The 19,271-nt window shown below is 69.1% G+C and carries 19 protein-coding genes; 7 read left to right on the forward strand and 12 right to left on the reverse strand.

What is annotated here, in order from left to right; genetic code table 11:
* Positions 1-112: 112 nt before the first annotated feature.
* The 7 genes from AO398_RS16220 to AO398_RS16250 all read right to left on the reverse strand — a co-directional run bounded on the left by AO398_RS16220 (position 113) and on the right by AO398_RS16250 (position 9,244).
* Positions 113-2,296 carry a TonB-dependent siderophore receptor gene (locus tag AO398_RS16220; RefSeq protein WP_058193156.1) on the reverse strand — a complete coding sequence of 728 codons (2,184 nt, stop codon included), beginning with the start codon at positions 2,294-2,296 and terminating at the stop codon, positions 113-115.
* A gap of 467 nt (positions 2,297-2,763) precedes the next feature.
* Positions 2,764-3,333, reverse strand: a complete 570-nt coding sequence (locus tag AO398_RS16225; RefSeq protein WP_058193157.1) for a DUF2147 domain-containing protein — start codon at positions 3,331-3,333, stop codon at positions 2,764-2,766.
* A 111-nt stretch (positions 3,334-3,444) separates the two neighbouring features.
* Positions 3,445-4,077, reverse strand: a complete 633-nt coding sequence (locus tag AO398_RS16230; protein ID WP_058193158.1) for a TetR/AcrR family transcriptional regulator — start codon at positions 4,075-4,077, stop codon at positions 3,445-3,447.
* Entirely contained in the window at positions 4,074-4,373 is a 300-nt protein-coding gene (locus tag AO398_RS16235; protein WP_058193159.1) for a hypothetical protein, read from the reverse strand. The genes AO398_RS16230 and AO398_RS16235 overlap by 4 nt, the downstream gene beginning before the upstream one ends.
* A 422-nt stretch (positions 4,374-4,795) precedes the next feature.
* The gene (locus AO398_RS16240; protein ID WP_058193160.1) at positions 4,796-6,631 is read right to left on the reverse strand and encodes an NADPH-dependent assimilatory sulfite reductase hemoprotein subunit; all 1,836 of its coding nucleotides are present in this window, start codon (positions 6,629-6,631) and stop codon (positions 4,796-4,798) included.
* 217 nt (positions 6,632-6,848) lie between these two features.
* Positions 6,849-8,618, reverse strand: a complete 1,770-nt coding sequence (locus AO398_RS16245) for a flavodoxin domain-containing protein (RefSeq protein WP_058193161.1) — start codon at positions 8,616-8,618, stop codon at positions 6,849-6,851.
* Between the two features lie 110 nt (positions 8,619-8,728).
* Positions 8,729-9,244 carry an Lrp/AsnC family transcriptional regulator gene (locus tag AO398_RS16250; RefSeq protein WP_058193162.1) on the reverse strand — a complete coding sequence of 172 codons (516 nt, stop codon included), beginning with the start codon at positions 9,242-9,244 and terminating at the stop codon, positions 8,729-8,731.
* 267 nt (positions 9,245-9,511) lie between these two features.
* Between AO398_RS16250 and AO398_RS16255 the strand changes: the two genes are divergently transcribed.
* From AO398_RS16255 to cysN, 3 genes are read left to right on the forward strand one after another with little or no spacing between them, the layout of a single operon-like run.
* On the forward strand, positions 9,512-10,324 hold the full coding sequence (locus AO398_RS16255) for a phosphoadenylyl-sulfate reductase (RefSeq protein WP_058193163.1): 813 nt from the start codon (positions 9,512-9,514) through the stop codon (positions 10,322-10,324).
* Positions 10,321-11,268: a sulfate adenylyltransferase subunit CysD gene (cysD, locus tag AO398_RS16260; protein ID WP_058193164.1), complete on the forward strand. Its 948-nt coding sequence runs from the start codon at positions 10,321-10,323 to the stop codon at positions 11,266-11,268. The genes AO398_RS16255 and cysD overlap by 4 nt, the downstream gene beginning before the upstream one ends.
* A complete protein-coding gene (gene cysN / locus AO398_RS16265) occupies positions 11,268-12,677 on the forward strand; it encodes a sulfate adenylyltransferase subunit CysN (protein WP_058193165.1) in 1,410 nt (469 codons plus the stop codon). Before cysD ends, cysN begins: the two co-directional genes overlap by 1 nt.
* Before the next feature lie 119 nt (positions 12,678-12,796).
* Here cysN and AO398_RS16270 read toward each other — a convergent pair whose 3' ends face one another.
* The 3 genes from AO398_RS16270 to AO398_RS16280 form a co-directional block, all read right to left on the reverse strand.
* Positions 12,797-13,822, reverse strand: coding sequence for an LLM class flavin-dependent oxidoreductase (locus AO398_RS16270; protein ID WP_058193166.1), 1,026 nt, complete (start codon positions 13,820-13,822; stop codon positions 12,797-12,799).
* Between the two features lie 61 nt (positions 13,823-13,883).
* Positions 13,884-14,219, reverse strand: coding sequence for a type II toxin-antitoxin system RelE/ParE family toxin (locus tag AO398_RS16275; RefSeq protein ID WP_058193167.1), 336 nt, complete (start codon positions 14,217-14,219; stop codon positions 13,884-13,886).
* Entirely contained in the window at positions 14,212-14,496 is a 285-nt protein-coding gene (locus tag AO398_RS16280; protein ID WP_058193168.1) for a ribbon-helix-helix domain-containing protein, read from the reverse strand. The genes AO398_RS16275 and AO398_RS16280 overlap by 8 nt, the downstream gene beginning before the upstream one ends.
* A 157-nt stretch (positions 14,497-14,653) precedes the next feature.
* On the opposite strand from AO398_RS16280, the gene AO398_RS16285 reads away from it, so the two are divergent.
* Positions 14,654-15,856, forward strand: a complete 1,203-nt coding sequence (locus AO398_RS16285; protein WP_058193169.1) for a pyridoxal phosphate-dependent aminotransferase — start codon at positions 14,654-14,656, stop codon at positions 15,854-15,856.
* Between the two features lie 112 nt (positions 15,857-15,968).
* Here the strand turns inward: AO398_RS16285 and AO398_RS16290 are convergent, their stop codons facing one another.
* Positions 15,969-16,274 (reverse strand): type II toxin-antitoxin system prevent-host-death family antitoxin, encoded by a 306-nt coding sequence (locus tag AO398_RS16290; protein WP_058193170.1) that lies wholly within the window; start codon positions 16,272-16,274, stop codon positions 15,969-15,971.
* Positions 16,275-16,281: 7 nt separating this feature from the next.
* Positions 16,282-16,500 (reverse strand): antitoxin MazE-like protein, encoded by a 219-nt coding sequence (locus AO398_RS16295; RefSeq protein WP_058193171.1) that lies wholly within the window; start codon positions 16,498-16,500, stop codon positions 16,282-16,284.
* Positions 16,501-16,584: 84 nt separating this feature from the next.
* Here AO398_RS16295 and AO398_RS16300 point away from each other — a divergent pair, with 84 nt between their 5' ends.
* From AO398_RS16300 to AO398_RS16310, 3 genes are all read left to right on the forward strand, one after another.
* Positions 16,585-17,427, forward strand: a complete 843-nt coding sequence (locus AO398_RS16300; protein ID WP_058193172.1) for an NAD(P)-dependent oxidoreductase — start codon at positions 16,585-16,587, stop codon at positions 17,425-17,427.
* 424 nt (positions 17,428-17,851) lie between these two features.
* A complete protein-coding gene (locus AO398_RS16305) occupies positions 17,852-18,196 on the forward strand; it encodes a hypothetical protein (protein WP_058193173.1) in 345 nt (114 codons plus the stop codon).
* 115 nt (positions 18,197-18,311) lie between these two features.
* Positions 18,312-19,262: a DMT family transporter gene (locus AO398_RS16310; RefSeq protein WP_058193174.1), complete on the forward strand. Its 951-nt coding sequence runs from the start codon at positions 18,312-18,314 to the stop codon at positions 19,260-19,262.
* Positions 19,263-19,271 lie beyond the last annotated feature (9 nt).

The raw sequence follows: 19,271 nt of genomic DNA on the forward strand, positions 1-19,271 counted from the left end.
GCATTCAGGGGCGGAGCCCCTGAGGCCGCCAGACTTCGTGCACCCCAGGGCTCTGCCCTGGACCCGCGAAAGGTCCCGAACCTTTCGAAACCCAAACTTTGGCCGACCCGGCTCACATCCGCGCGGTGATCGTGGCCAGCACCGACAGGGGCGCACCGGGCGCATTGTTCCACTGGTTGAACGGCTGCTCGATGTAGCGCCGGTCGGTCAGGTTGCGGGCGTTGATCGAGAACCGGGCATGCTCGTTGAAATCGTAGAACACGGCGGCGTCGAGCCGCGCATAGCCGCCGACCGAGTAGCTGTTGTTCAGATCGCCGGTGCGCCGGCCGACATAGGTGATCCCGGCCCCGATGTTCCAGCCGAGCAGGAAGCCCTCTTGGAACTGGTAGGTTGACCAGATGCTGCCGCTGAAAGCGGGCGCGCCCACGAGGCGATTGCCGACCGGGAAGACCTGATCCTTGGTAATGCGCGCGTCGAGGAAGCTGATCCCGCCGATGACCTTCCAGCCCGGCAGGATCTGGCCGGCGAGATCGGCCTCGACCCCCTCGGAGCGTTGCTGGCCGGTGATCACCGAATAGAGGCTGTTGGTCGGATCATTGGCCGCAACGTTGTTGCGGGTAATACGGAAGGCAGCCGCCGACAAGGTCAGGTCAGGGGTGAGGTCGAGCCGGCTCCCGATCTCGTACTGGTCGCCGGTCTCCGGCGCCGGGTTGGTGACGTTGAGGACGTTGGCGATCTGCGGCTTGAACGAGGTCGAATAGCTCACATAGAACGTCAGCGGGTCGAATGGCCGGTAGATCAGCCCGACCCGCGGTGAGGTGCCCGAGAGCTGCTGATCCGGCGGGATCGTGCGCGAAGCCGGCAGGCGGTTGAAGTAGTACTGCGTTCCGGTGTCGTAGCGGACGCCCAGCAACACCTGGAACCCGAGGCCGAGATCGATCTGATCCTGGACGTAGAGGCCGTTCAGCTCGTTCTTCTGCTTGAGTTCGGATTGGAACTGGAGCCCGACGAGGCCGGCGCCGAAGACCGGATTCTGGAAGCTCACCGACGGGTAGTTCCGGCTCTCGGTCTGGTAGGCGTGCCGGTATCCGTTGGTGTATTCGATCCCGGCCAGCACTGTATGCTTGAAACCCAGCAGATCGAACTTGGCCACCATCTCGGTCTGGCTGTCGACGGCTGCGTAGGTCGAGTTGACCGTGGCCTCGCGCCGGCTCACCAAGGTATTACGGTTGGTCAGGCCGGTGGCGCGGGTCGCCAGCAGGGCGAACGCACCCCATTGCACGTTGAGCACCTCGCGCAACGTGATGTTCTCGTTGAGGTCGTGCTCGACCTTCAGAAGCCCGAAATTCGCGTTGCTGTTGTACCGGGAGAACGGCTCTCCGTAGAACCGCGCGATGTTGTCCAGCGGCACGCGGCCGTTCCGGGCGATCAGGCCCTCGTCATACTGCGTGTCCACCCGGGTGAACTCGCCGAGGAACGAGACCCGGGTGTCCGGGCTCGGGTTCCAAGTGAAGGCGGGGGCCACGAAGGTGCGTGAATTGTCCCGGCCTCCGAAATTGCGGAAGGTCGGGTCGGACTGGCCGGCGAAGCTGACCCGTCCGGCCAAGCCGTCCACGCCCGCGATGGCGCTCGAGACCGAGCCCTGAACGCGGCGGAAGCCGAAGCTGCCGCCCTGCAGGCTGATGTCGCCGGACGGTTCGAGCGTCGGCTGGCGGGTGACGATGTTGATCAGGCCACCGGGGTCGCCGCGGCCGTACAGGACCGAGGCCGGGCCCTTCAGCACCTCGATCCGCTCCACGTCGGCCAGATCGCGGGTGACCGACGAGAAGGTGTTGGTCGGGCTCAGCAGCACGCCGTCGATGGCGTAGATCTGGGTCTTGAAGCCGCGGATGATGAAGCTGTCGCTGCGGCCCTGGATCGTGCCCCCGGGCTGGACGCTGCTGACGTTCTGCAGGGCGTCGCCCAGGCGGATGTCCTGCTGGTCGACCAGTACCTCGCGCGGCACCACCTGCACCGATTGCGGCGTGTCGCGCAGGGGCGTGTCGGTCCGGGTCGCGGTCGCCGAGCGCGTGGCGCGGTAGCCGACGACCGGGCCACCGGCCCGCTCCACTGCGGGGCCGGTGCCGGTGACGCTCAGTTCTGAAAGGGTGACTTCATCCTGTGCGGGATTGGGTTGTGCTTGAACGACAGTCGTCGATGCCAGAATCAGAGTGATCGCCAGTCCAAGGCGCGTATTGGTGCTGCGTGTGCGACAAACGTTTGCGATAACAGCGCGGTCTGATCGGCCCTGTGGCATAGCTTTTAGTCGTTCTCAAGAAGATCGTCGCCACGAGGCGCCTCGATCCTTGAGTACGATTGCCCGAGCGGTTCAATGCTCGATTGTAACGGATGGGCTCAGAGCCGCGGTAACTCGGTGGCCGTGTCCAACGCGTCACAAATTACCATTGGAATAATTTTAAATTTGGGTGGTAGTGCAAACTTAGGCGTGCGCTGAGACGACGAATGCACGTTCTAACGTTGATTCGGAGCAGCGCCGTGATTGGGATCGCCCATCGCATCCACGGCCTTGTGCGAATCAGAGGCGGGCTCGCAGCGCCCAGGAGGCGGGCTTTCCCGGACGGTCTCGCTGAATGCGGCCGGCCGGCCCGCGTGAGGGGGGATCGCGAGCCGGCCAGCCTACCGCGCGCCGTGATTCGACGCGCGATCTCGGTGATTTCGGGGGACGAACGCGGAGGCGTCGCCATCGGGATTCTGCGGCGCGGGTCAGCGCGGTGGGGCGGCTTTCTCGTCGGAGCCCTTGGCCTTCGTGCCGGCGGCAGCCCATTCGGGATCGGATCGGGGGCCGCCCGGCGCGTCGGTCGCGGCCTGCAACTGGCCCGGCTCAACGCCCGTCACCCGCGTCCAGGTCTGCGTGCCGCACAGCACTGTGAGCAGGCAGCCGCGCACCGAGAGCTCGCTCGGCTTCTCGCTCCAGATCGACACGTCGTAGGACTTGCCGTTGTCGCCGTTGTAGATCCTGCCGGCGTAGCGGCCGTCCGAATCCGGCTTCAGCCCGAGGATCATCTGGTGGCCGAGCAGCGGGCGGGCCTGCCGGCGCGGATCCGGGTTGGCTTTGTCCAGCGGGCCCTGCGCCTTGTCGTCCTTCGGATTGCGCCAGACGACGTAGCCACATAGATGCCCGCGATCCGATCCGCAGAGCTCGGTCCGCACCCGGGCACGCCCGTCCTCGGTAAGCCAGGTGCCCGTGGGATCGGCCGCAGCTGCCGGACCGCACTCCAACGCGGCGACGCCGATGACGGCGACCGTGACGAGGCGGGCGAGGATCTGAGGCATGCGGTATCCTTCTTCGTGCAGGCGCGCGTGGTGCAAGCGCGCGTGGTGTTTGGGGCGGGGCAGCGCGGGAACGCCGACGGATCGGTGCCCGCGTGCACGGGCCGACACGGATCAGCCGTTCGGTGGCGGCCCAGCGGTGACGGCGCGCGGCAGGCGCCCGTCAAGGCCGGTCTCCAGCAGGGTGTGGAGCTCGGTGACTGCGGGACCCGGGTCGTAATCGGGCAGGATCGCGCGGCCGACCAGGATTCCCTTCATCAGCGGCGCCAGCAGCGCGTAGAGCCGGTCCGGATCGCAATCCGGACTGGTGGCCAGCGCCGAGAAGGTTGCGGTGAACCAGTCCCGGGTCTCCGCCTCGGTCCGCGCCGTCAATGCGGCGATGGCCGGATTGCGGGTCGCTTCGGACCAGACCTCCAGGCGCAGCACCGCGGCCGCACGGGTGATCGACACGAAGTACCGCGCGATGATGTCCAGCAAGGCCCCGCGCCGGTCGCCGCTGCGCTCCATCTCTTCGACAAGCCGGGCACCACGCTCGCGCTCGCGCTCTACCAGCCCGACGACCAGAGCCTCCTTGGATTCGAAATAACGGTAGAAGTTGCCCGGGCTCATCGCAGCCTCGCGGGCGAGGTCCTGCATGGTGGCGCGATGGAAGCCGTTGCGTACGAAGCAGGCTTCGGCGGCGTCGAGGATGTGCTCGCGCCGGGCGGCCGGGTTGCCGCGCGCCTCGACGCTTGCCGGTATGCTCACGGGGCGAGCTGCGTGACCGGAGCGACGCGGCTCTGGTCCTTCGCGGAAGCGGCAGCCGCACAGGCCTGGGCGGTCTGGCTCACATCTGCACAGAGACGCGCCTGCCAGCCTTTCGGGCCGGCACCGGTCCAGCTGATCAGCGCCATCCAGGCCAGGACAAGCACGGCGGCGAAGGTGAGATTCGCGGGGCTGCAGAAAGTCCGGAGCGCTGCGCGGAAGTGCGCCCCACCCGGCCCGGACGAGTCAAAGCTGTCCTGTTCGAGATCGGACCAGCGGCCTTCGAGCGACAGAGCCATGGCTCACTCCTGCTTGCCCCACCTTCGTAATGAACGTTCATTCTCGCGTCAATGAACGGTCGTTCTCATACGTTGGGGAGAGGCGGGCGTTGAGGCGACATGGTTTCCAGACCCTTGCTTCGGCGCCGTCCCGGCACAGCGAGCGCAGGGAAGCAAGCCGGTGCGGCCCCACGGTTGACCGGCGCGCACAGGGCCGGGGCACCGCGCTGCGCTCGCGAGGACGGTGAAGGCCCGCTTGACCGCGGCCGCTGGCCGGGGCGCCGTCGGAAAGCTCTCTCCCGGTGGGGCTGCTGCGTGGACGCTAGCGGGCCCGTGTCGAAGGGCGACCCGCCACCCGCAGGCCGGTGCGATCGCTCGGGCGATTCAAAGGGCCGTTCCTCCGGGGCCGAGGTCGCTGCCTCGGCCTCCGGGATCGCGTCGGCTCAGGCGTGCCCGGCCGGCTTGAGGGCGCCGGTCCGGTCGTGGAAATCCGGGCCGTTCACCGTTCGGGCCACGTGCCCGGCCCGGATCAGGTAGTCGCCGAAATGCTCGCCCGGGTTCCGGCCCTTGGCGAAGTCGGCGAAGAGCGGATCCAGGGTGTCGCGGATGTCTGAGGCCGCCACGTCTTCCTTGTAGAGCTTGCTCAGGCGCGAGCCGTCGAAGGCGGCACCGAGATAGAGATGGTAGCGCTCGGGGCCGCGGCCGACGAGGCCGATCTCGGCGATGAACGGGCGGGCGCAGCCGTTCGGGCAGCCGGTGGAGCGGATCGTGATCTCCTCCTCGGCGAGCCCGTGGGTGGCCAGGCTCTCCTCCAGCTCGGTCATCAGGTCCGGCAGGTAGCGCTCGCTCTCGGCGAGCGCCAAGCCGCAGGTCGGCAGCGCCACGCAGGCGATGGAGTTGCGCCGCAGCGCGCCCGCGCCCTTGGTGATGCCGTACTGGTCGACCAGGGCCTCGATCGCGGCGCGCTTCTCCGTCGGCACGTTGGCGATGATCACGTTCTGGTTGGCGGTGAGGCGGAAATCGCCCTCGTGCACCTGGGCGATCGTGCGCAGGCCGGTGAGGAATTGCGGACCGTCCTCGTAATCCTTGATCCGGCCGGAGGGGACGTAGAGCGTCAGGTGGTGGCGGCCGTCGTCACCCTCGGTCCAGCCGAATCGGTCGCCGTTGTTGGTGAAGGTGAAGGGCTTCGGCTCGCCGAGCGTCTTGCCGATCCGGGTCTCCACCTCGGCCCGGAACGCCGCCAGGCCGTAGCGCTCGATCGTGTACTTGAGCCGGGCGTTCTTGCGGTTCTTGCGGTTGCCCCAGTCGCGCTGGACCGTCATCACGGCCTCGGCGACCTTGATGGCGTCCTCGGGGGCCACGAAGCCCATCACGTCGGCGGTGCGCGGGAAGGTCTCGGGCTCGCCATGGGTCATGCCCATGCCGCCGCCCACGGTGACGTTCCAGCCGGTCACCTGGTTGTTCTTGTCCAGGATGGCGATGAAGCCGAGATCGTGGGCGAAGATGTCGACCTCGTTCGAGGGCGGCACCGCCACGACGATCTTGAACTTCCGCGGCAGGTAGGTGCGGCCGTAGACCGGCTCGACCTCCTCCTCCTCGCCGCCGACCACGCGCTCACCGTCGAGCCAGATCTCCCGCCAGGCGCTGGTCTTCGGCAGCAGGCTGTCCGAGATGTCCTTGGCGAGCCGGTGGGCGGCCCCGTGGGCGCCGACCTGGGCGGGGTTGGTCGCCGCCATGACGTTGCGGTTCACGTCGCCGCAGGCCGCGATCGTGTCGAGCAGGGCCCCGTCGATGGCCGCCATCGTGCGCTTGAGGTTCGACTTGATCACGCCGTGATACTGGAAGGTCTGGCGCGTGGTCGCCCGCAGGGCGCTGCCCGCATAGGTGACAGCGATGTCGTCCAGCGCCAGCCATTGCTGCGGGCTGATCACGCCGCCGGCGATGCGCAGGCGGATCATGAAGCTGTAGGCCTTGTCGAGCTTCTTCTTGGTCCGCTCCGGGCGCAGGTCGCGGTCGTCCTGCATGTACATCCCGTGGAACTTCACGAGCTGCCCGTCATCCTCGGAGATCGCCCCGGTGGCGTGCTTCAGCAGGCCGTCGGCCAGGCCGCCGCGGAGATAGCCGCTGGCGATCTTGATGTGCTCGTTCGCGGCGAGCTGGGCGGCGCGGGCCGCCTCGGCATCGGTGATCGGCCGATCCTTGGGCGGGGTCTCGTAGACGCGCGGCGCCGGGGTTGGAGCCAGGGCCTGGGCGTCGTCGCGGGGGCTATGGTCGTCCATGGGATCACTTCCAAAGTCTTGACTGCGTCCCCGCCCCCTGAACGGGCGGGATCGTCACAAATCCCAGATTCAAAAGGTCCGGGACCTTTTGCGGGTGCAGGGCGGAGCCCTGCTGTCGGGCTCCGACCGGTGCATCAGGGCTCCGCCCCGACAACCCGCCAAAGGGCGACCCGCCCTTTGCAAACCCGGATCTACCGGTGCTCCGTCGCCATAGGGTCTAGTAAACGTCCTGCTGGTAGCGGTGGCTGCGCTCCAGGGCCGCAACCTGCGCCTCGGCGTCGGCCGGGCTGAGGGATTTGGCGATCTCGTAGGCCCGTACCACTGCCGCGCGCACGTCCTTGGCCATGTTCTTGGCATCGCCGCAGACGTAGAAATGGGCGCCGCCCTCCAGCCAGGAGACCAGCTCCTGCGCGTTGTGGGTGATGCGGTTCTGCACGTAGATCTTCTCCGGCTGGTCGCGGGAGAAGGCGACGTCGATCTTCGTCAGCGATCCGTCCTCCAGGGCCTCCTGCCATTCGAGCTGGTACAGGAAGTCGTGCAGGAAGTGTCGGTCGCCGAAGAACAGCCACGAGCGGCCGGGGGCCTCGATGGCGCGGCGCTCCTGCACGAAGGCGCGGAACGGCGCGACGCCGGTGCCGGGGCCGACCATGATGATGTCGGTGGCCGGATCCTGCGGCAGGCGGAAATGCCGGTTCGGCTTCACCCGCACCCGCAGCTTGGCGCCGTCCCGGATCCGGTCGGCGACATGCACGGAGGCGACGCCCGAGCGGGCGCGGCCATGGGTCTCGTAGCGCACCGCCACGATGGCGAGGTGGACCTCGTCGCCCACTTCCTTGCGCGAGGACGCGATCGAGTAGGCCCGGGGCGGCAGCGGCCGGGTGATGGTGTTGAGGTGCTCGGCGGTCAGCGTGGCCGGGAAGGTCGCCAGCAGGTCGATCAGGTGCCGGCCCTCGATCCAGGCCCGGGCCTCGCCGCTGTCGATCAGCGTCTGCGCGTCCGCGTGGCCGGTCGCCTTGACGAAGCGCTCGATCGTGGCGGCCGACAGGGTGGTGATGTCCCGCTCGGCGAGCAGCGCCTGGCGCAGGGTCTCGTCGCCCAACAGTCCCGCGGCGTTCAGGATCTCGTCCACGAGCTGCGGGTCGTTCTCGGGGAAGATCTCCAGCGAATCGCCGGGCTCGTAGGCGGGCGCCCCGTCCTCGAAGGCGAGCGCCAGGTGGATCGTCTCCTTGTCCGAGCGCGAGGAGTTGAGGTTCACGTGCTCGACGACCTCGACCACCACCGGCTCGCGGCTCGGCTCGGCCTCGTCGTCCTCGCCGGCGGCGGCGCGGGCGAAATCCACCGCCACGACGTTGTCGGGCGTCTCTGCCGGGGCGAGTGCCTTGAGGGTGTTCTTGATCCAGTCGGCGGCCGGCTTCTCGAAATCGAGGTCGAGGTCGGCGCGCTCGGCGGCGCGCTTGCCGCCCAGGGCCTCGAAGCGCGCGTCGAGCGCCTTCCCGATGGCGCAGAACTCGACATAGGAGGTGTCGCCCAGCGCCAGCACGGCGAAGTCCACGCCGTCGATGCGGGGTGCGCCCTCCCCCATCAGCTCGCCATAGGCCCGCACGGCCCGGGCCGGCGGCTCGCCCTCGCCCCAGGTCGCCGCGATGGCGATGAGCTTGCCGGCCTTGGGCAGGCTCGCGATGTCGAGATCGGAGAAATCCACGACCTTGGGCTTGAAGCCCTGCTTGCGCGCCAGCTTGGCGACGTTGCCGGCCAGCGCCTCGGAATTCCCGGATTCACTGGCGTAGACGATCGTCAGCGGCTCGGCCGCCTTGGGCGGGGCAGACGGGGCCGCGGCCGGCTGGCCGCCGGCCGCGTCGAAGGCCGCCAGGAAGCCCGCGAGCCAGGCGCGCTGCACGGGCGTCGCGGCGCCGAGCACGGCATCGAGGCTGGCGCGCTCGCCGTCGCCGAACGGGGCGGTGCGCGGAAGGAGATTCTGGCGTGCCATCAGGGGACCATGTCGTGGCCTACGGGGCCGGTGTCAATCGAAAACGTTCTTTTTGCAGAACGCGCCTGAACTAGGATATTGCTTTCGCTGCGCCGCAGAAAAATAGAAAATCATTCTCCTACGACGGCGAGCACCGGGGCGGTCCCGGGTAGGTGGCGCCCGGTTTTCGGCGGTGCCGGCAGCGGCAGGGCGGCGGTGGACTTCACCTTCTCCATGGCGAATCGCGACGTGACGTTCTTCAACGGCAGCACCGCGATAAGCTGCTTATAGAAACTGTCATAGGCCTGCATGTCGGCCACGACGACGCGCAGCATGTAATCCACATCCCCCGCCATCCGGTAGAATTCCAGTACCTCCGGCATGGCTGAAATGGTCGCGGCGAAGCGCTGCAGCCATTCCTGGGAGTGGTCGGCGGTCTCGATGGAAACGAACACGGTGAGCCCGAGGCCGAGTTTGACCGGGTCCAGCACCGCCACCCGCCGATCGATCACCCCGTCCGCCTCCAGCTTCTGGATGCGCTTCCAGCACGGGGTCTGAGACAGGCCGACGCGCTCGCCGATCGCCGCGATGGACAGGGTTGCGTCCGCCTGCAGCAGGGCCAGAATCTTCAGATCGATGGCGTCCAAAGTCGTCTCCGTGGGATCCTTCCACGCTGCGCCGCGCGCGGAGAGTTTAGGCGTTTCACAGGGCCGCCGAGAAGAATCTTTTGTCGTGCGGGGTCTTGGGTGCCGAGGAACAGAGTGCGCCACCGCACGCCAGGCCGCCCGGATATGCCCGACAAGCAACCCGCGCCGCCTTGACTTCGTTCGTTATAGCGAACATCTCGACCCTTCGACAACAGGGTGCGGCACCGTCTGCATCTTTCCCATGATCCAACCTCAGGACATGTCGCGATGACCCGTCCGGACCGAACGATGGCCGACTCCCTCGCGGAAAGGTTGTCCGGGCTCGACCTGCCAGGCCGCCTCCACCTGATCGCCGCCGAGATCCTGGGTCGCCTCGTGTTCACCACGAGCCTCGGCGTCGAGGACCAGGCGCTGACCCACGGGCTGGCGATGGCCGGGCTGGCGAAGGGCCGCGTCGAGATCGTCACCCTCGATACCGGCCGGCTGTTCCCGGAGGCCTACGACACCTGGGCCGAGACCGAATCGGCCTACGGGATCCGGATCGGGGCCTACGCGCCGGAGCGGACCGCCGAGGAGGCGTTCGTCCGCGAGGAGGGCATCAACGGTTTCCGCCGCTCGGTGGCGGCCCGACAGGCCTGCTGCGGCTTCCGCAAGGTCGAGCCGCTCGGCCGCGCCCTCGACGGCGCGAGCGGCTGGCTCACCGGCCTGCGCGCCGGTCAGTCGGCCAACCGCGCCGAGACGCCGCTCGCCGAGTTCGATCCCGCCCGCGGCCTGATCAAGCTCAACCCCCTGGCCGACTGGACCCGGGCGCAGGTCGACAGCTTCGTCCGGGAGAATTTCATCCCCTACAACGTGCTGCACGATCGCGGCTTTCCGTCGATCGGCTGCGCCCCCTGCACCCGCGCCGTGAAGCTCGGTGAGCCGGAGCGAGCCGGACGCTGGTGGTGGGAGCAGGAAGAGAAGAAGGAGTGCGGCCTGCATGTCGGGCAGCCCTCCGCGTCGATCCAGCCGGGCCAGGAGCCCGCCATCTTCGAGAGCAACCCAGACGTGAAGACCCGCCAGCCGGAGTTCGCCCGATGAGCGCCGCCCCGGCCGCCGTGCCGCCGGGCGCGCCCGCCTCCGCCGACCGCCTCAGCCACCTGAAGCGGCTCGAGGCCGAGAGCATCCACATCTTCCGGGAGACGGTCGCCGAGGCCGAGAACCCGGTGATGCTCTACTCGATCGGCAAGGATTCCTCGGTACTGCTGCACCTGGCCCTGAAGGCCTTCGCGCCCGGCACCCTGCCGTTCCCGCTGCTCCACGTCGACACCACGTGGAAGTTCCGGGAGATGATCGCCTTCCGCGACGCCCGGGTAAAGGAGCTCGGTCTCGACCTCCTGGTCCACACCAACCCGGACGGGCTCGCCCGCGGCGTCGGGCCGGTGAGCCACGGCTCCGAGGTCCATACCGACGTGATGAAGACCCAGGCGCTCCGGCAGGCGCTCGACAAGTACAAGTTCGATGCGGCCTTCGGCGGCGCCCGCCGGGACGAGGAGGCGAGCCGCGCCAAGGAGCGGATCATCAGCTTGCGCACGGCGCAGCACCGCTGGGATCCCAAGCGCCAGCGCGCGGAGCCCTGGCACCTCTACAACCTCAAGAAGAAGCGCGGAGAATCCCTGCGGGTGTTCCCGCTCTCGAACTGGACTGAGCTCGATATCTGGCTCTACATCGAGCAGGAAAACATTCCGATCGTGCCGCTCTACTTCGCCGCCGAACGCCCGGTGGTGGAGCGCGACGGCCAGCTGATCATGGTCGACGACGACCGCCTGCCGCTCGAGCCCGGGGAGGTTCCGCAGCAGCGCCTCGTGCGCTTCCGGACGCTCGGCTGCTACCCGCTCACCGGGGCGGTGGAGAGCGACGCGGCCACCCTCCCGGAGATCGTCGGCGAGACGCTGGCGGCCCGCACCTCGGAGCGCCAGGGCCGGGTGATCGACAAGGACGGCGCGGGCGCCATGGAGCGCAAGAAGCAGGAAGGCTATTTCTGATGACGGTGCACCAGGCTCCCACCGCGTTCAGCGACCGTGCCGCCACCTATCAGGCGTTCCTGGCCGCGCACCAGAACAAGGCCGTGCTGCGCTTCATCGCCTGCGGCTCCGTGGACGACGGCAAATCGACCCTGATCGGCCGGCTGCTGCACGACACCAAGCAGATCTTCGACGATCAGATCTCGGCGCTCCAGCGGGATTCCCGCCGCCACGGCACGCAGGGGCAGGAGATGGACCTGGCCCTGCTGGTCGACGGCCTCCAGGCCGAGCGCGAGCAGGGCATCACCATCGACGTCGCCTACCGGTTCTTCTCCACCGACAAGCGCTCGTTCATCGTGGCCGACACCCCCGGCCACGAGCAGTACACCCGCAACATGGCCACGGGCGCCTCGACGGCCGACGTGGCGGTGATCCTGGTGGACGCCCGCCAGGGCCTGATCCGCCAGACCCGGCGCCACGCCCTGCTGGTCTCGATGCTGGGTATCCGCCGGGTGGTGCTGGCGGTGAACAAGATGGATCTGGTCGGCTGGTCGCAGGACAAGTTCGACGCGATCGTGTCCGGCTTCGGCAGCTTCGCCCGCGAGCTGAACTTCGCTGAGGTGAAGGCCATCCCGCTCTCGGCCAAGAACGGCGACAATGTCGTGGAGCCGGGCATCGCCGCCCCCTGGTATCGGGGCGGCACCCTGCTCGATTACCTGGAGACCGTGCCGGTGCACGCGGAGGCGCTCAACGCTCCGTTCCGCATGGCGATCCAGTGGGTCAACCGGCCGAATTCCGAGTTCCGCGGCTATAGCGGCCGGATCGCCAGCGGCCGCGTCCGGCCGGGCGACGCGATCACCATCCAGCCCTCCGGCCGGACCTCGACGGTGGCGCGGATCTACACGGCCGACGGCGACCTCGCGGAGGCCGGCGAGGATGAATCGGTGACCCTGGTGCTCGCCGACCAGATCGATGCCTCCCGCGGGCAGGTGATCGCGGCGTCCGATGCCCCGCTGCGCATTGCCGAGCAGTTCGAGGCCCGCCTGTTCTGGGCGGCTGAGACCGAGCTGGCGCCGGGGGCGAGCCTGCTCGCCAAGATCGGCACCGCCACGGTCAACGCCACGGTCGAGCGGATCGTCTCGCGGATCGATCCCGAGACCGGCAATCCGGGCCCGGCCGAGCGCCTCGCGGCCAACGACATCGCGGACGTGGCCCTGCGCCTCGACCGCCCGGTGGCGGTGGATGCCTACGCGGCCAACCGCGAGACCGGCAGCCTGATCCTGATCGACCGGGAGACCACCGACACGGCCGCCCTTGGGCTGGTCCTGGCGCCAAAGGGTGAAGCCGCCCCGGCAGCCCCCGCCGCGCCGTCCGCGAGCGAGAAGTCTGCCGGCCTGCTCGGTCGCCTCGGCCGCCTGTTCGGCCGCTGACGCTGATAAAGTCCCGGATCCACAAGGTCCGGGACCGTGTGCGGGTCCAGGGCGGAGCCCTGGTTCATCGGGGCTTCGCCCCGATACCCCGCCAAAGGGCTGAGCCCTTTGGGATCCTCTTAGGCCGCTTCCGAGACCGCGCCGAGGCCCCAGGCTTGGGCCAGCCGGGTATAAGAGTCGTGCCGGGCCGCCTGGTCGGGGATCGCCGTGACGATCATCAACTCGTCGGCCTGCGTCCGCGCGACGAGATCCGTGAGCGTCGCCCGCAGGGTCTCCGGCCCGCCCACATGCAGCTTGTCGCGGCCGCGCTCGAGCAGGGCGCGCTCCGCATCGGAATACGGATAGGCCAGCGCTTCGTCCAAGCTCGGCAGCGGACGGTACTCGCCACGCTCCCGCCGCAGGGTGGACAGCCGCGCGCTCGCGGCCAGTCGCTCGGCCTCCGCGTCGGTGCTGCCGGAGATCGCCGCCACGGCCAGGATCGCGTGGGGCCGCGCGCCCAGGCGGGTCGGCCGGAACAGGCGGCGATACGCCAGCATCGGCGCCTCGGCCGGCATCCCGGAGAAGTGCTGCGCGAAGCCGAAGCCGCAGCCGATCTCCCCGGCGAGCTGGGCGCTGTAATCGGACGAGCCGAGCAGAAAGATCGGCGGCAGCGGCACCCCGGCGGGGCTCGCCTGGATCTTGCCGAACGGATGCCCCTCCGGGAAGCCGCCGTCCCAGAACAGCAATTCCTGCAGGCGGTCCAAAAAGTCGTCGTTGCCGCCCTCGCCCGGCGCCTCCCGGCGGCGCAGGGCCCGGGCGGTGAGCCCGTCGGTGCCGGGCGCGCGCCCGAGGCCGAGATCGATCCGCCCCGGGAACAGGGCCTCCAGCACCCGGAAGCGCTCGGCCACCATCAGCGGTGCGTGGTTCGGCAGCATGATGCCCCCCGAGCCGACCCGGATCGCCCGGGTCGCGGCCGCGATCTGGCCGATCATGATCTCGGGGGCCGGGCTCGCCACGTTGGGCAGCGCATGGTGCTCGGCCAGCCAGTAGCGCCGGTAGCCGAGGCCATCGACGTGGCGCGCCAGCGCCAGCGTGTCGTGTAGGGCCTGCGCCGGGGTCGAATCGGCGCTGACGAAGGAGAGGTCGAGGACGGAGAGCGGTGTCATCGACAGGAGATGGGGAGGCCGATGGGCCGGTGCGAGGGCCGAACCATCCGCGTCGGCGCGGTCAAGGCGCCGGCTCGTCGTCCGACCGGTCGCTCCGGTACAGGGCCTCGAAATCCCGGCCGCCGTAGAACACGTTGGTGATTATCACCCGCTCGGCTTGGACCCGATAGGCGATGATTGCGGATCGCTCGAACGGCACCGTCCGCAGACCGGGCTCCAGGTCGTCGCGCGGCCGACCGCCATGGGGCGCATCGCCGATGCGCCGGCAGCGCGCGATGATCCGACGGATGAAGCCCTCGGCGATATCGTTGTCGTGGCTGGCGTGGAGCACGACGCCGAAGATGTCCGCGAGGTCGATCCGGGCCTCACGCCGGAGAGAGACCGGCAGCCTACGCACGGCGGCGATCGTCCCGGGCCTGGGCGAACAGGACTTCCATCTGCGCCTCCACCTCCTCGAGGCTCAGATCGGGGCTAGGATCCTCCAGAGACCGGCGGATGCGAACTCGGATCGCGTCGAGGCGCTCGGCATCCTCCCGGCGCCGGCTCTGCCAGGCCTGTACCGCATCCTCCAGGGCTTCACCGAGCGAGGCGTATTCGCCGGCTTCCACGCGCTCGCGCAGGGCGCGGAGCGTGTCGGGGGGCAGCGTGACGCTGATCGTCTCGGCGGGTGGCATGAATCGCCCTCGTCAATCGCCCTCTTCGAATCGGCACGATCTTAGCATGGAAACCGAGCCGCCGCGCAGCCTTGTCCGCACCGCACCGTCGGCCTAGGGTCCCGGCCGAATCGCGGACGCCCGAGACCGCCGCGCCCCTCACGGAGATCGAAACGCCATGGCTCTCCTCGCCGACGTCCTCTCGCGGGTGAAGCCGTCCGCAACCATCGTCATGACCCAGAAGGCCCGGGACCTGAAAGCCTCCGGCGTCGACGTCATCAGCCTGTCGGTGGGCGAGCCGGATTTCGACACGCCGGACCACATCAAGCGGGCCGCGATCGAGGCGATCCACCGCAACGAGACCCGCTACCCGCCGGTCTCGGGTATCGCGCCCCTGCGCGAGGCGATCGTGCGCAAGTTCAAGCGCGAGAACGGGCTCGACTACAAGGTCGCGCAGACCATCGTGGGCACCGGCGGCAAGCAGGTGCTCTACAACGCGTTCCTCGCCACCCTGAACCCCGGCGACGAGGTGGTGATCCCCCGCCCCTACTGGGTGTCCTACCCCGAGATGGTCGGGCTGTGCGGCGGCACGCCGGTCTTCGCCGACACCGACATGGCGCACGGCTTCAAGCTCCAGGCCGAGGAACTCGACCGGGTGCTGACGCCCAAGACCAAGTGGATCGTGCTCAACTCGCCGTCGAACCCATCCGGGGCCGCCTATACGCGCGACGAGATGAAGGCGCTCACCGATGTGCTGCTGCGCTATCCCGACGTGCACATCCTCACCGACGACATCTACGAGCACCTGACCTACGGCGACTTCGCCTTCGTCACCCCGGCCCAGGTCGAGCCGCAGCTGATCGAGCGGACGCTGACCATGAACGGCGTCTCCAAGGGCTACGCCATGACCGGCTGGCGGATCGGCTACGCGGCCGGGCCGGAAAAGCTGATCAAGGCGATGGACTTCGTCCAGGGCCAGCAGACCTCCGGGGCGAGCACCATCGCGCAATGGGCCGCGGTGGCCGCCCTCGACGGCCCGCAGGACCACCTCGCCACCTTCCGGGCAGCGTTCCAGGGCCGGCGCGACCTCGTTGTGTCGATGCTCAACCAGACCAACGGCTTGACCTGCCCGACGCCGGAAGGCGCCTTCTACGTCTACCCGTCCTGCGCGGCGCTGATCGGCAAGACAACCGAAGCCGGCAAGACCATCGAGACGGACGAGGATTTCGTCACCGAGCTGCTTCAGGCCGAGGGCGTGGCCGCCGTGCACGGCTCGGCTTTCGGGCTCGGCCCGAACCTGCGCATCTCCTACGCCACCTCGAACGCGGTGCTGGAGGAAGCCTGCCGGCGGATCCAGCGGTTCTGCGGCTCGCTGCGGTAGGGCTCAGAGCGCCGGCCGCGCCGGGCTCAAGCCACCGGATTGCTCCCTGGGGTTGAGGAGCGATCTGCCGGCCTGTGAGGTTCGGGCAGGACGTTGATGCTACGCAGCCGCATCAGAGACCGGCGTCGCGGGCCGGGATCGCCACGGGCTCGGATTCGAGATCGATATCGCGGAAGGGCGATGCCTGTAGCGCATCGATCAGCGCCTGGCCCGTCACCGGTCCGGTCAGCTGACGGAACTCCGCGGCCGAGATGATCACCACAGCGTCCTGGCCGGGCACGATCACGCACTGCGGACCCTCGGTGCAGGCGCGTTGGACCACCTCGCCGAAACGGGCCTTCGCGTCTTGAAAGCACCAAGTTTCGGACTGGCTGAAGGGTTGGACTGCGCCGGTGGTCATGCTGAACAAGCGACCCATCGATTTCTCAATCGCGCCAATCGAATGCTGCCGCGATGAAGCGTAACGCTTCGACTTCCTCGCTGGCGCCCTTCAGAAGCGAAGCCTGCCGGGCCGCTTCCGCGTTGAAGCCCGGCCTCGATGGATCGGGCACCCAAACGCGCGGGACCTTCAGGTCGTCGCGTCGCCGCGCGCTGCGGCAACGCCGTGACCTCGACAGAGCATCGCTGGGCTTGGGCTGGTTCATGACGGTGATCCGTTCCGCGAAACACTATGACCCCGCCGGCGCGCTGGCTACCATGGTCCCAGCAGCGCATGTTCGGAGCCTCCCATGCCCACCATCGTGGTGATCGCCCCCGGGGCCATGGGCAGCGCCATCGGGGCGCGGCTGGTCGAGCACGGTGCTCGCGTGCTGACCGCGCTCGATGGGCGCGGAGAGGCGAGCCGGGCACGGGCCGCGGCGGCCGGCATGGTCGATGCCACCATGGCCGAGCTCGTGGCCGCCGACATCCTGCTGTCGATCGTGCCGCCCGCCGACGCGGAGACCCTGGCCCGCCGCCTCGCCCCCGCTCTGGCGGCGGCCCCGCGCAAGCCGGTCTATCTCGACGCCAACGCCGTCAGCCCGGACACCATCGCGCGGATCGCCGCGGTCGTCTCGGAAACGGGGGCCCCCTTCCTCGACGGGGCGATCCTGGGCCTGCCGCCCAAGCCCGGCAGCCAGGGGCCGCGGGTCTACGTCTCGGGGGCCGACACCGCCTCGGCGCTGGTCCTGCGCGATCTGGGCCTCGACCTGCGCGTTTGCCCCGGGGGCGTCGGCGCGGCCTCCAGCCTCAAGATGAGCTATGCCGGCCTCAACAAGGGGATCACGGCGCTCGCCGCGATCATGATCCTGGCCGCGGAGCGCACCGGCGCCGGCCCGGCGCTGCTCGACGAGCTCACGGAGAACGAGCCGGCGCTGCTCGCCCGGTTCGCCAAGGCTCTGCCCGACATGGCGCCGAAGGCTTATCGCTGGGCGCCCGAGATGGACGAGATCGCCGATTTCCTCGGGCCGGACGCGGCGGGGCGGCAGGTCTTTTCTGGTTATGCCGATCTCTACACGCGCCTCGCTGCCGAGGTGGGAGGGTCCGAGACCGCCGCGCTGATACGCTTCGCCGCGGCCGCCGCGGAGCGCTGATCGCCGCGGGGGCGCCGAAACCGCCCGCGCTCTGTTGCCGGCTCGGCTGCCACCCTCTACACGGACGGTCCCCGCAGCCGATGCGCCTGAAGGTTTCGCGAGCCCGCTCGGGCCTGCATGGTAGCGGGGTCGGCAGTGACGGGGTGGTCCGGACCAGTTCTCTGGGCCGATCCTGTGAGGCTCAGTGGGCCGAGTCGCTGCAGGAGTGTCGGGAGCGCGGGGAACAGGAACCGCGGGCTCGGCGCAAGGCCCACTTAGAATTCCGGCTTCTCGCGTTCGAGAACGCGCGTTCCTCCGGCGCTTTGCCCCGATCCGGGACAGCCGCAGAGGGAATGTTTGCAGCTTCGTTCACGCTCCGGCGCGATGATGTGACGAGGCCGGGGATCCGGTCCGGCGTAACCGCGTTCTTTCGGGCCTGACGACCATGCGAGCCCTGCTCACCGGCGGCATCAAGGCGATCCTCGGGATTGCCGCCCTCTCCACCGCCGCCCATTGGACCTTGCGCGTTCAGCGCGAATCCACCCCCGCGAGTCCGATCGCGGCCTTCGCCAGCCTTCCCGATCCGGCGGCCACCGGCTCGATCGAGCCGCGCCGGCCCGTGAGCGCCCCCACCGTCGTGCCGACCCCTGTTGCTATGCCCGCGCCGAATGCGGGCCTCGACCAGGGCCATCTGGCGGCGCTGATCGCGGGTGCGACCCCAGCCAAGGCGAAGGTCGCCAAGGCGGCGACCAAGACCGCGGCCGCCGAGAAGGTCACGGCCAAGCGCTGAGCCGGATTGCGGGCCGGCGAACCGTGCCGGCTGCATACTTCCCCTGCGCCGTGGCGGGTGCCGCCGCGGCGGTCGGCATGGCAGGAATACAGGCCTCCACCGAGATTTGGCAGGCATGAGCACGCAGGTCGCGACAACCGTCGCCAACGACAGGGCCCCCGCCCGCGCGGCCCCGTCACCCGACCTCGCGCGCCGTCGCCGGATCGTCGGCATCGCCCTGATGTGCGGCGCCGTCGCCTTCTTCGCGAGCCTCGACGCCAGCGCCAAGACCCTGGCCCGGGCCGGGGTCGACCCGCTGGTCACCACCTTCATGCGCTACGCCGCCAGCGTCGCGATGATCTCGCTGTTCATCAACCCGGTGCGCACCCCGGGGGTCGTGAAGAGCCGGCGGCTGACGTTGCAGATCGTCCGCTCGCTGCTGCTGTTCGCCTCCACGGCCCTGAACTTCCTGGCGTTGCGCTACCTGCAGCTCGCCGAGACGATCTCGATCCAGTTCGCCGCGCCGCTCACCGTCGCGCTTCTCGCCGGGCCGCTGCTCGGTGAATGGTCGTCCCGGGGCCGGATGGTGGCGATCGGCGTCGGCTTCATCGGCGTTCTGGTGATCGTACGCCCGGGGTTCGGCGGGATGCACCCGGCCGCCTTGCTCTGCGTCGCCAACGTCGTGGTCTACGCCTTCTACGCGATCATCACGCGCAAGCTTGCAGCCTACGATTCCACCGCCACGACGATGTTCTACACCGGGCTGGCGGGCCTGGCGCTGATGGCCCCGCTCCTGCCCTGGATCTGGACCAGCCCGGCCAACCTCACCCATTGGGCGCTGCTGATCGCGGTCGCGCTGTTCGGGACGATCGGGCACTGGCTGCTGGTGCTGGCCCATGCCCGGGCGCCGGCCAACATCCTGGCGCCGTTCATCTATACCCAGCTGCTGTGGTCGGTGACTCTGGGCTTCCTGCTGTTCGGCGACGTGCCGAGCCGCTGGACGGTCGCCGGCGCCATGATCGTGGTCGGCTCCGGCCTCTATCTCCTGGCGCAGGAGACGATCCACCGGGACAGACCGGCCGCCTGAGGCGACCGG

This window comes from Methylobacterium sp. GXS13 (genome assembly GCF_001455965.1).
Classification (GTDB): domain Bacteria; phylum Pseudomonadota; class Alphaproteobacteria; order Rhizobiales; family Beijerinckiaceae; genus Methylobacterium.

Excerpts from the sequence above, each read along its gene's own strand:
- AO398_RS16220 (WP_058193156.1), bottom strand. The coding sequence starts at position 2,296 with ATGCCACAGGGCCGATCAGACCGCGCTGTTATCGCAAACGTTTGTCGC.
- AO398_RS16225 (WP_058193157.1), bottom strand. The coding sequence starts at position 3,333 with ATGCCTCAGATCCTCGCCCGCCTCGTCACGGTCGCCGTCATCGGCGTC.
- AO398_RS16235 (WP_058193159.1), bottom strand. The coding sequence starts at position 4,373 with ATGGCTCTGTCGCTCGAAGGCCGCTGGTCCGATCTCGAACAGGACAGC.
- AO398_RS16240 (WP_058193160.1), bottom strand. The coding sequence starts at position 6,631 with ATGGACGACCATAGCCCCCGCGACGACGCCCAGGCCCTGGCTCCAACC.
- AO398_RS16245 (WP_058193161.1), bottom strand. The coding sequence starts at position 8,618 with ATGGCACGCCAGAATCTCCTTCCGCGCACCGCCCCGTTCGGCGACGGC.
- AO398_RS16255 (WP_058193163.1), top strand. The coding sequence starts at position 9,512 with ATGACCCGTCCGGACCGAACGATGGCCGACTCCCTCGCGGAAAGGTTG.
- cysD (WP_058193164.1), top strand. The coding sequence starts at position 10,321 with ATGAGCGCCGCCCCGGCCGCCGTGCCGCCGGGCGCGCCCGCCTCCGCC.
- cysN (WP_058193165.1), top strand. The coding sequence starts at position 11,268 with ATGACGGTGCACCAGGCTCCCACCGCGTTCAGCGACCGTGCCGCCACC.
- AO398_RS16270 (WP_058193166.1), bottom strand. The coding sequence starts at position 13,822 with ATGACACCGCTCTCCGTCCTCGACCTCTCCTTCGTCAGCGCCGATTCG.
- AO398_RS16280 (WP_058193168.1), bottom strand. The coding sequence starts at position 14,496 with ATGCCACCCGCCGAGACGATCAGCGTCACGCTGCCCCCCGACACGCTC.
- AO398_RS16285 (WP_058193169.1), top strand. The coding sequence starts at position 14,654 with ATGGCTCTCCTCGCCGACGTCCTCTCGCGGGTGAAGCCGTCCGCAACC.
- AO398_RS16290 (WP_058193170.1), bottom strand. The coding sequence starts at position 16,274 with ATGGGTCGCTTGTTCAGCATGACCACCGGCGCAGTCCAACCCTTCAGC.
- AO398_RS16295 (WP_058193171.1), bottom strand. The coding sequence starts at position 16,500 with ATGAACCAGCCCAAGCCCAGCGATGCTCTGTCGAGGTCACGGCGTTGC.
- AO398_RS16300 (WP_058193172.1), top strand. The coding sequence starts at position 16,585 with ATGCCCACCATCGTGGTGATCGCCCCCGGGGCCATGGGCAGCGCCATC.
- AO398_RS16305 (WP_058193173.1), top strand. The coding sequence starts at position 17,852 with ATGCGAGCCCTGCTCACCGGCGGCATCAAGGCGATCCTCGGGATTGCC.
- AO398_RS16310 (WP_058193174.1), top strand. The coding sequence starts at position 18,312 with ATGAGCACGCAGGTCGCGACAACCGTCGCCAACGACAGGGCCCCCGCC.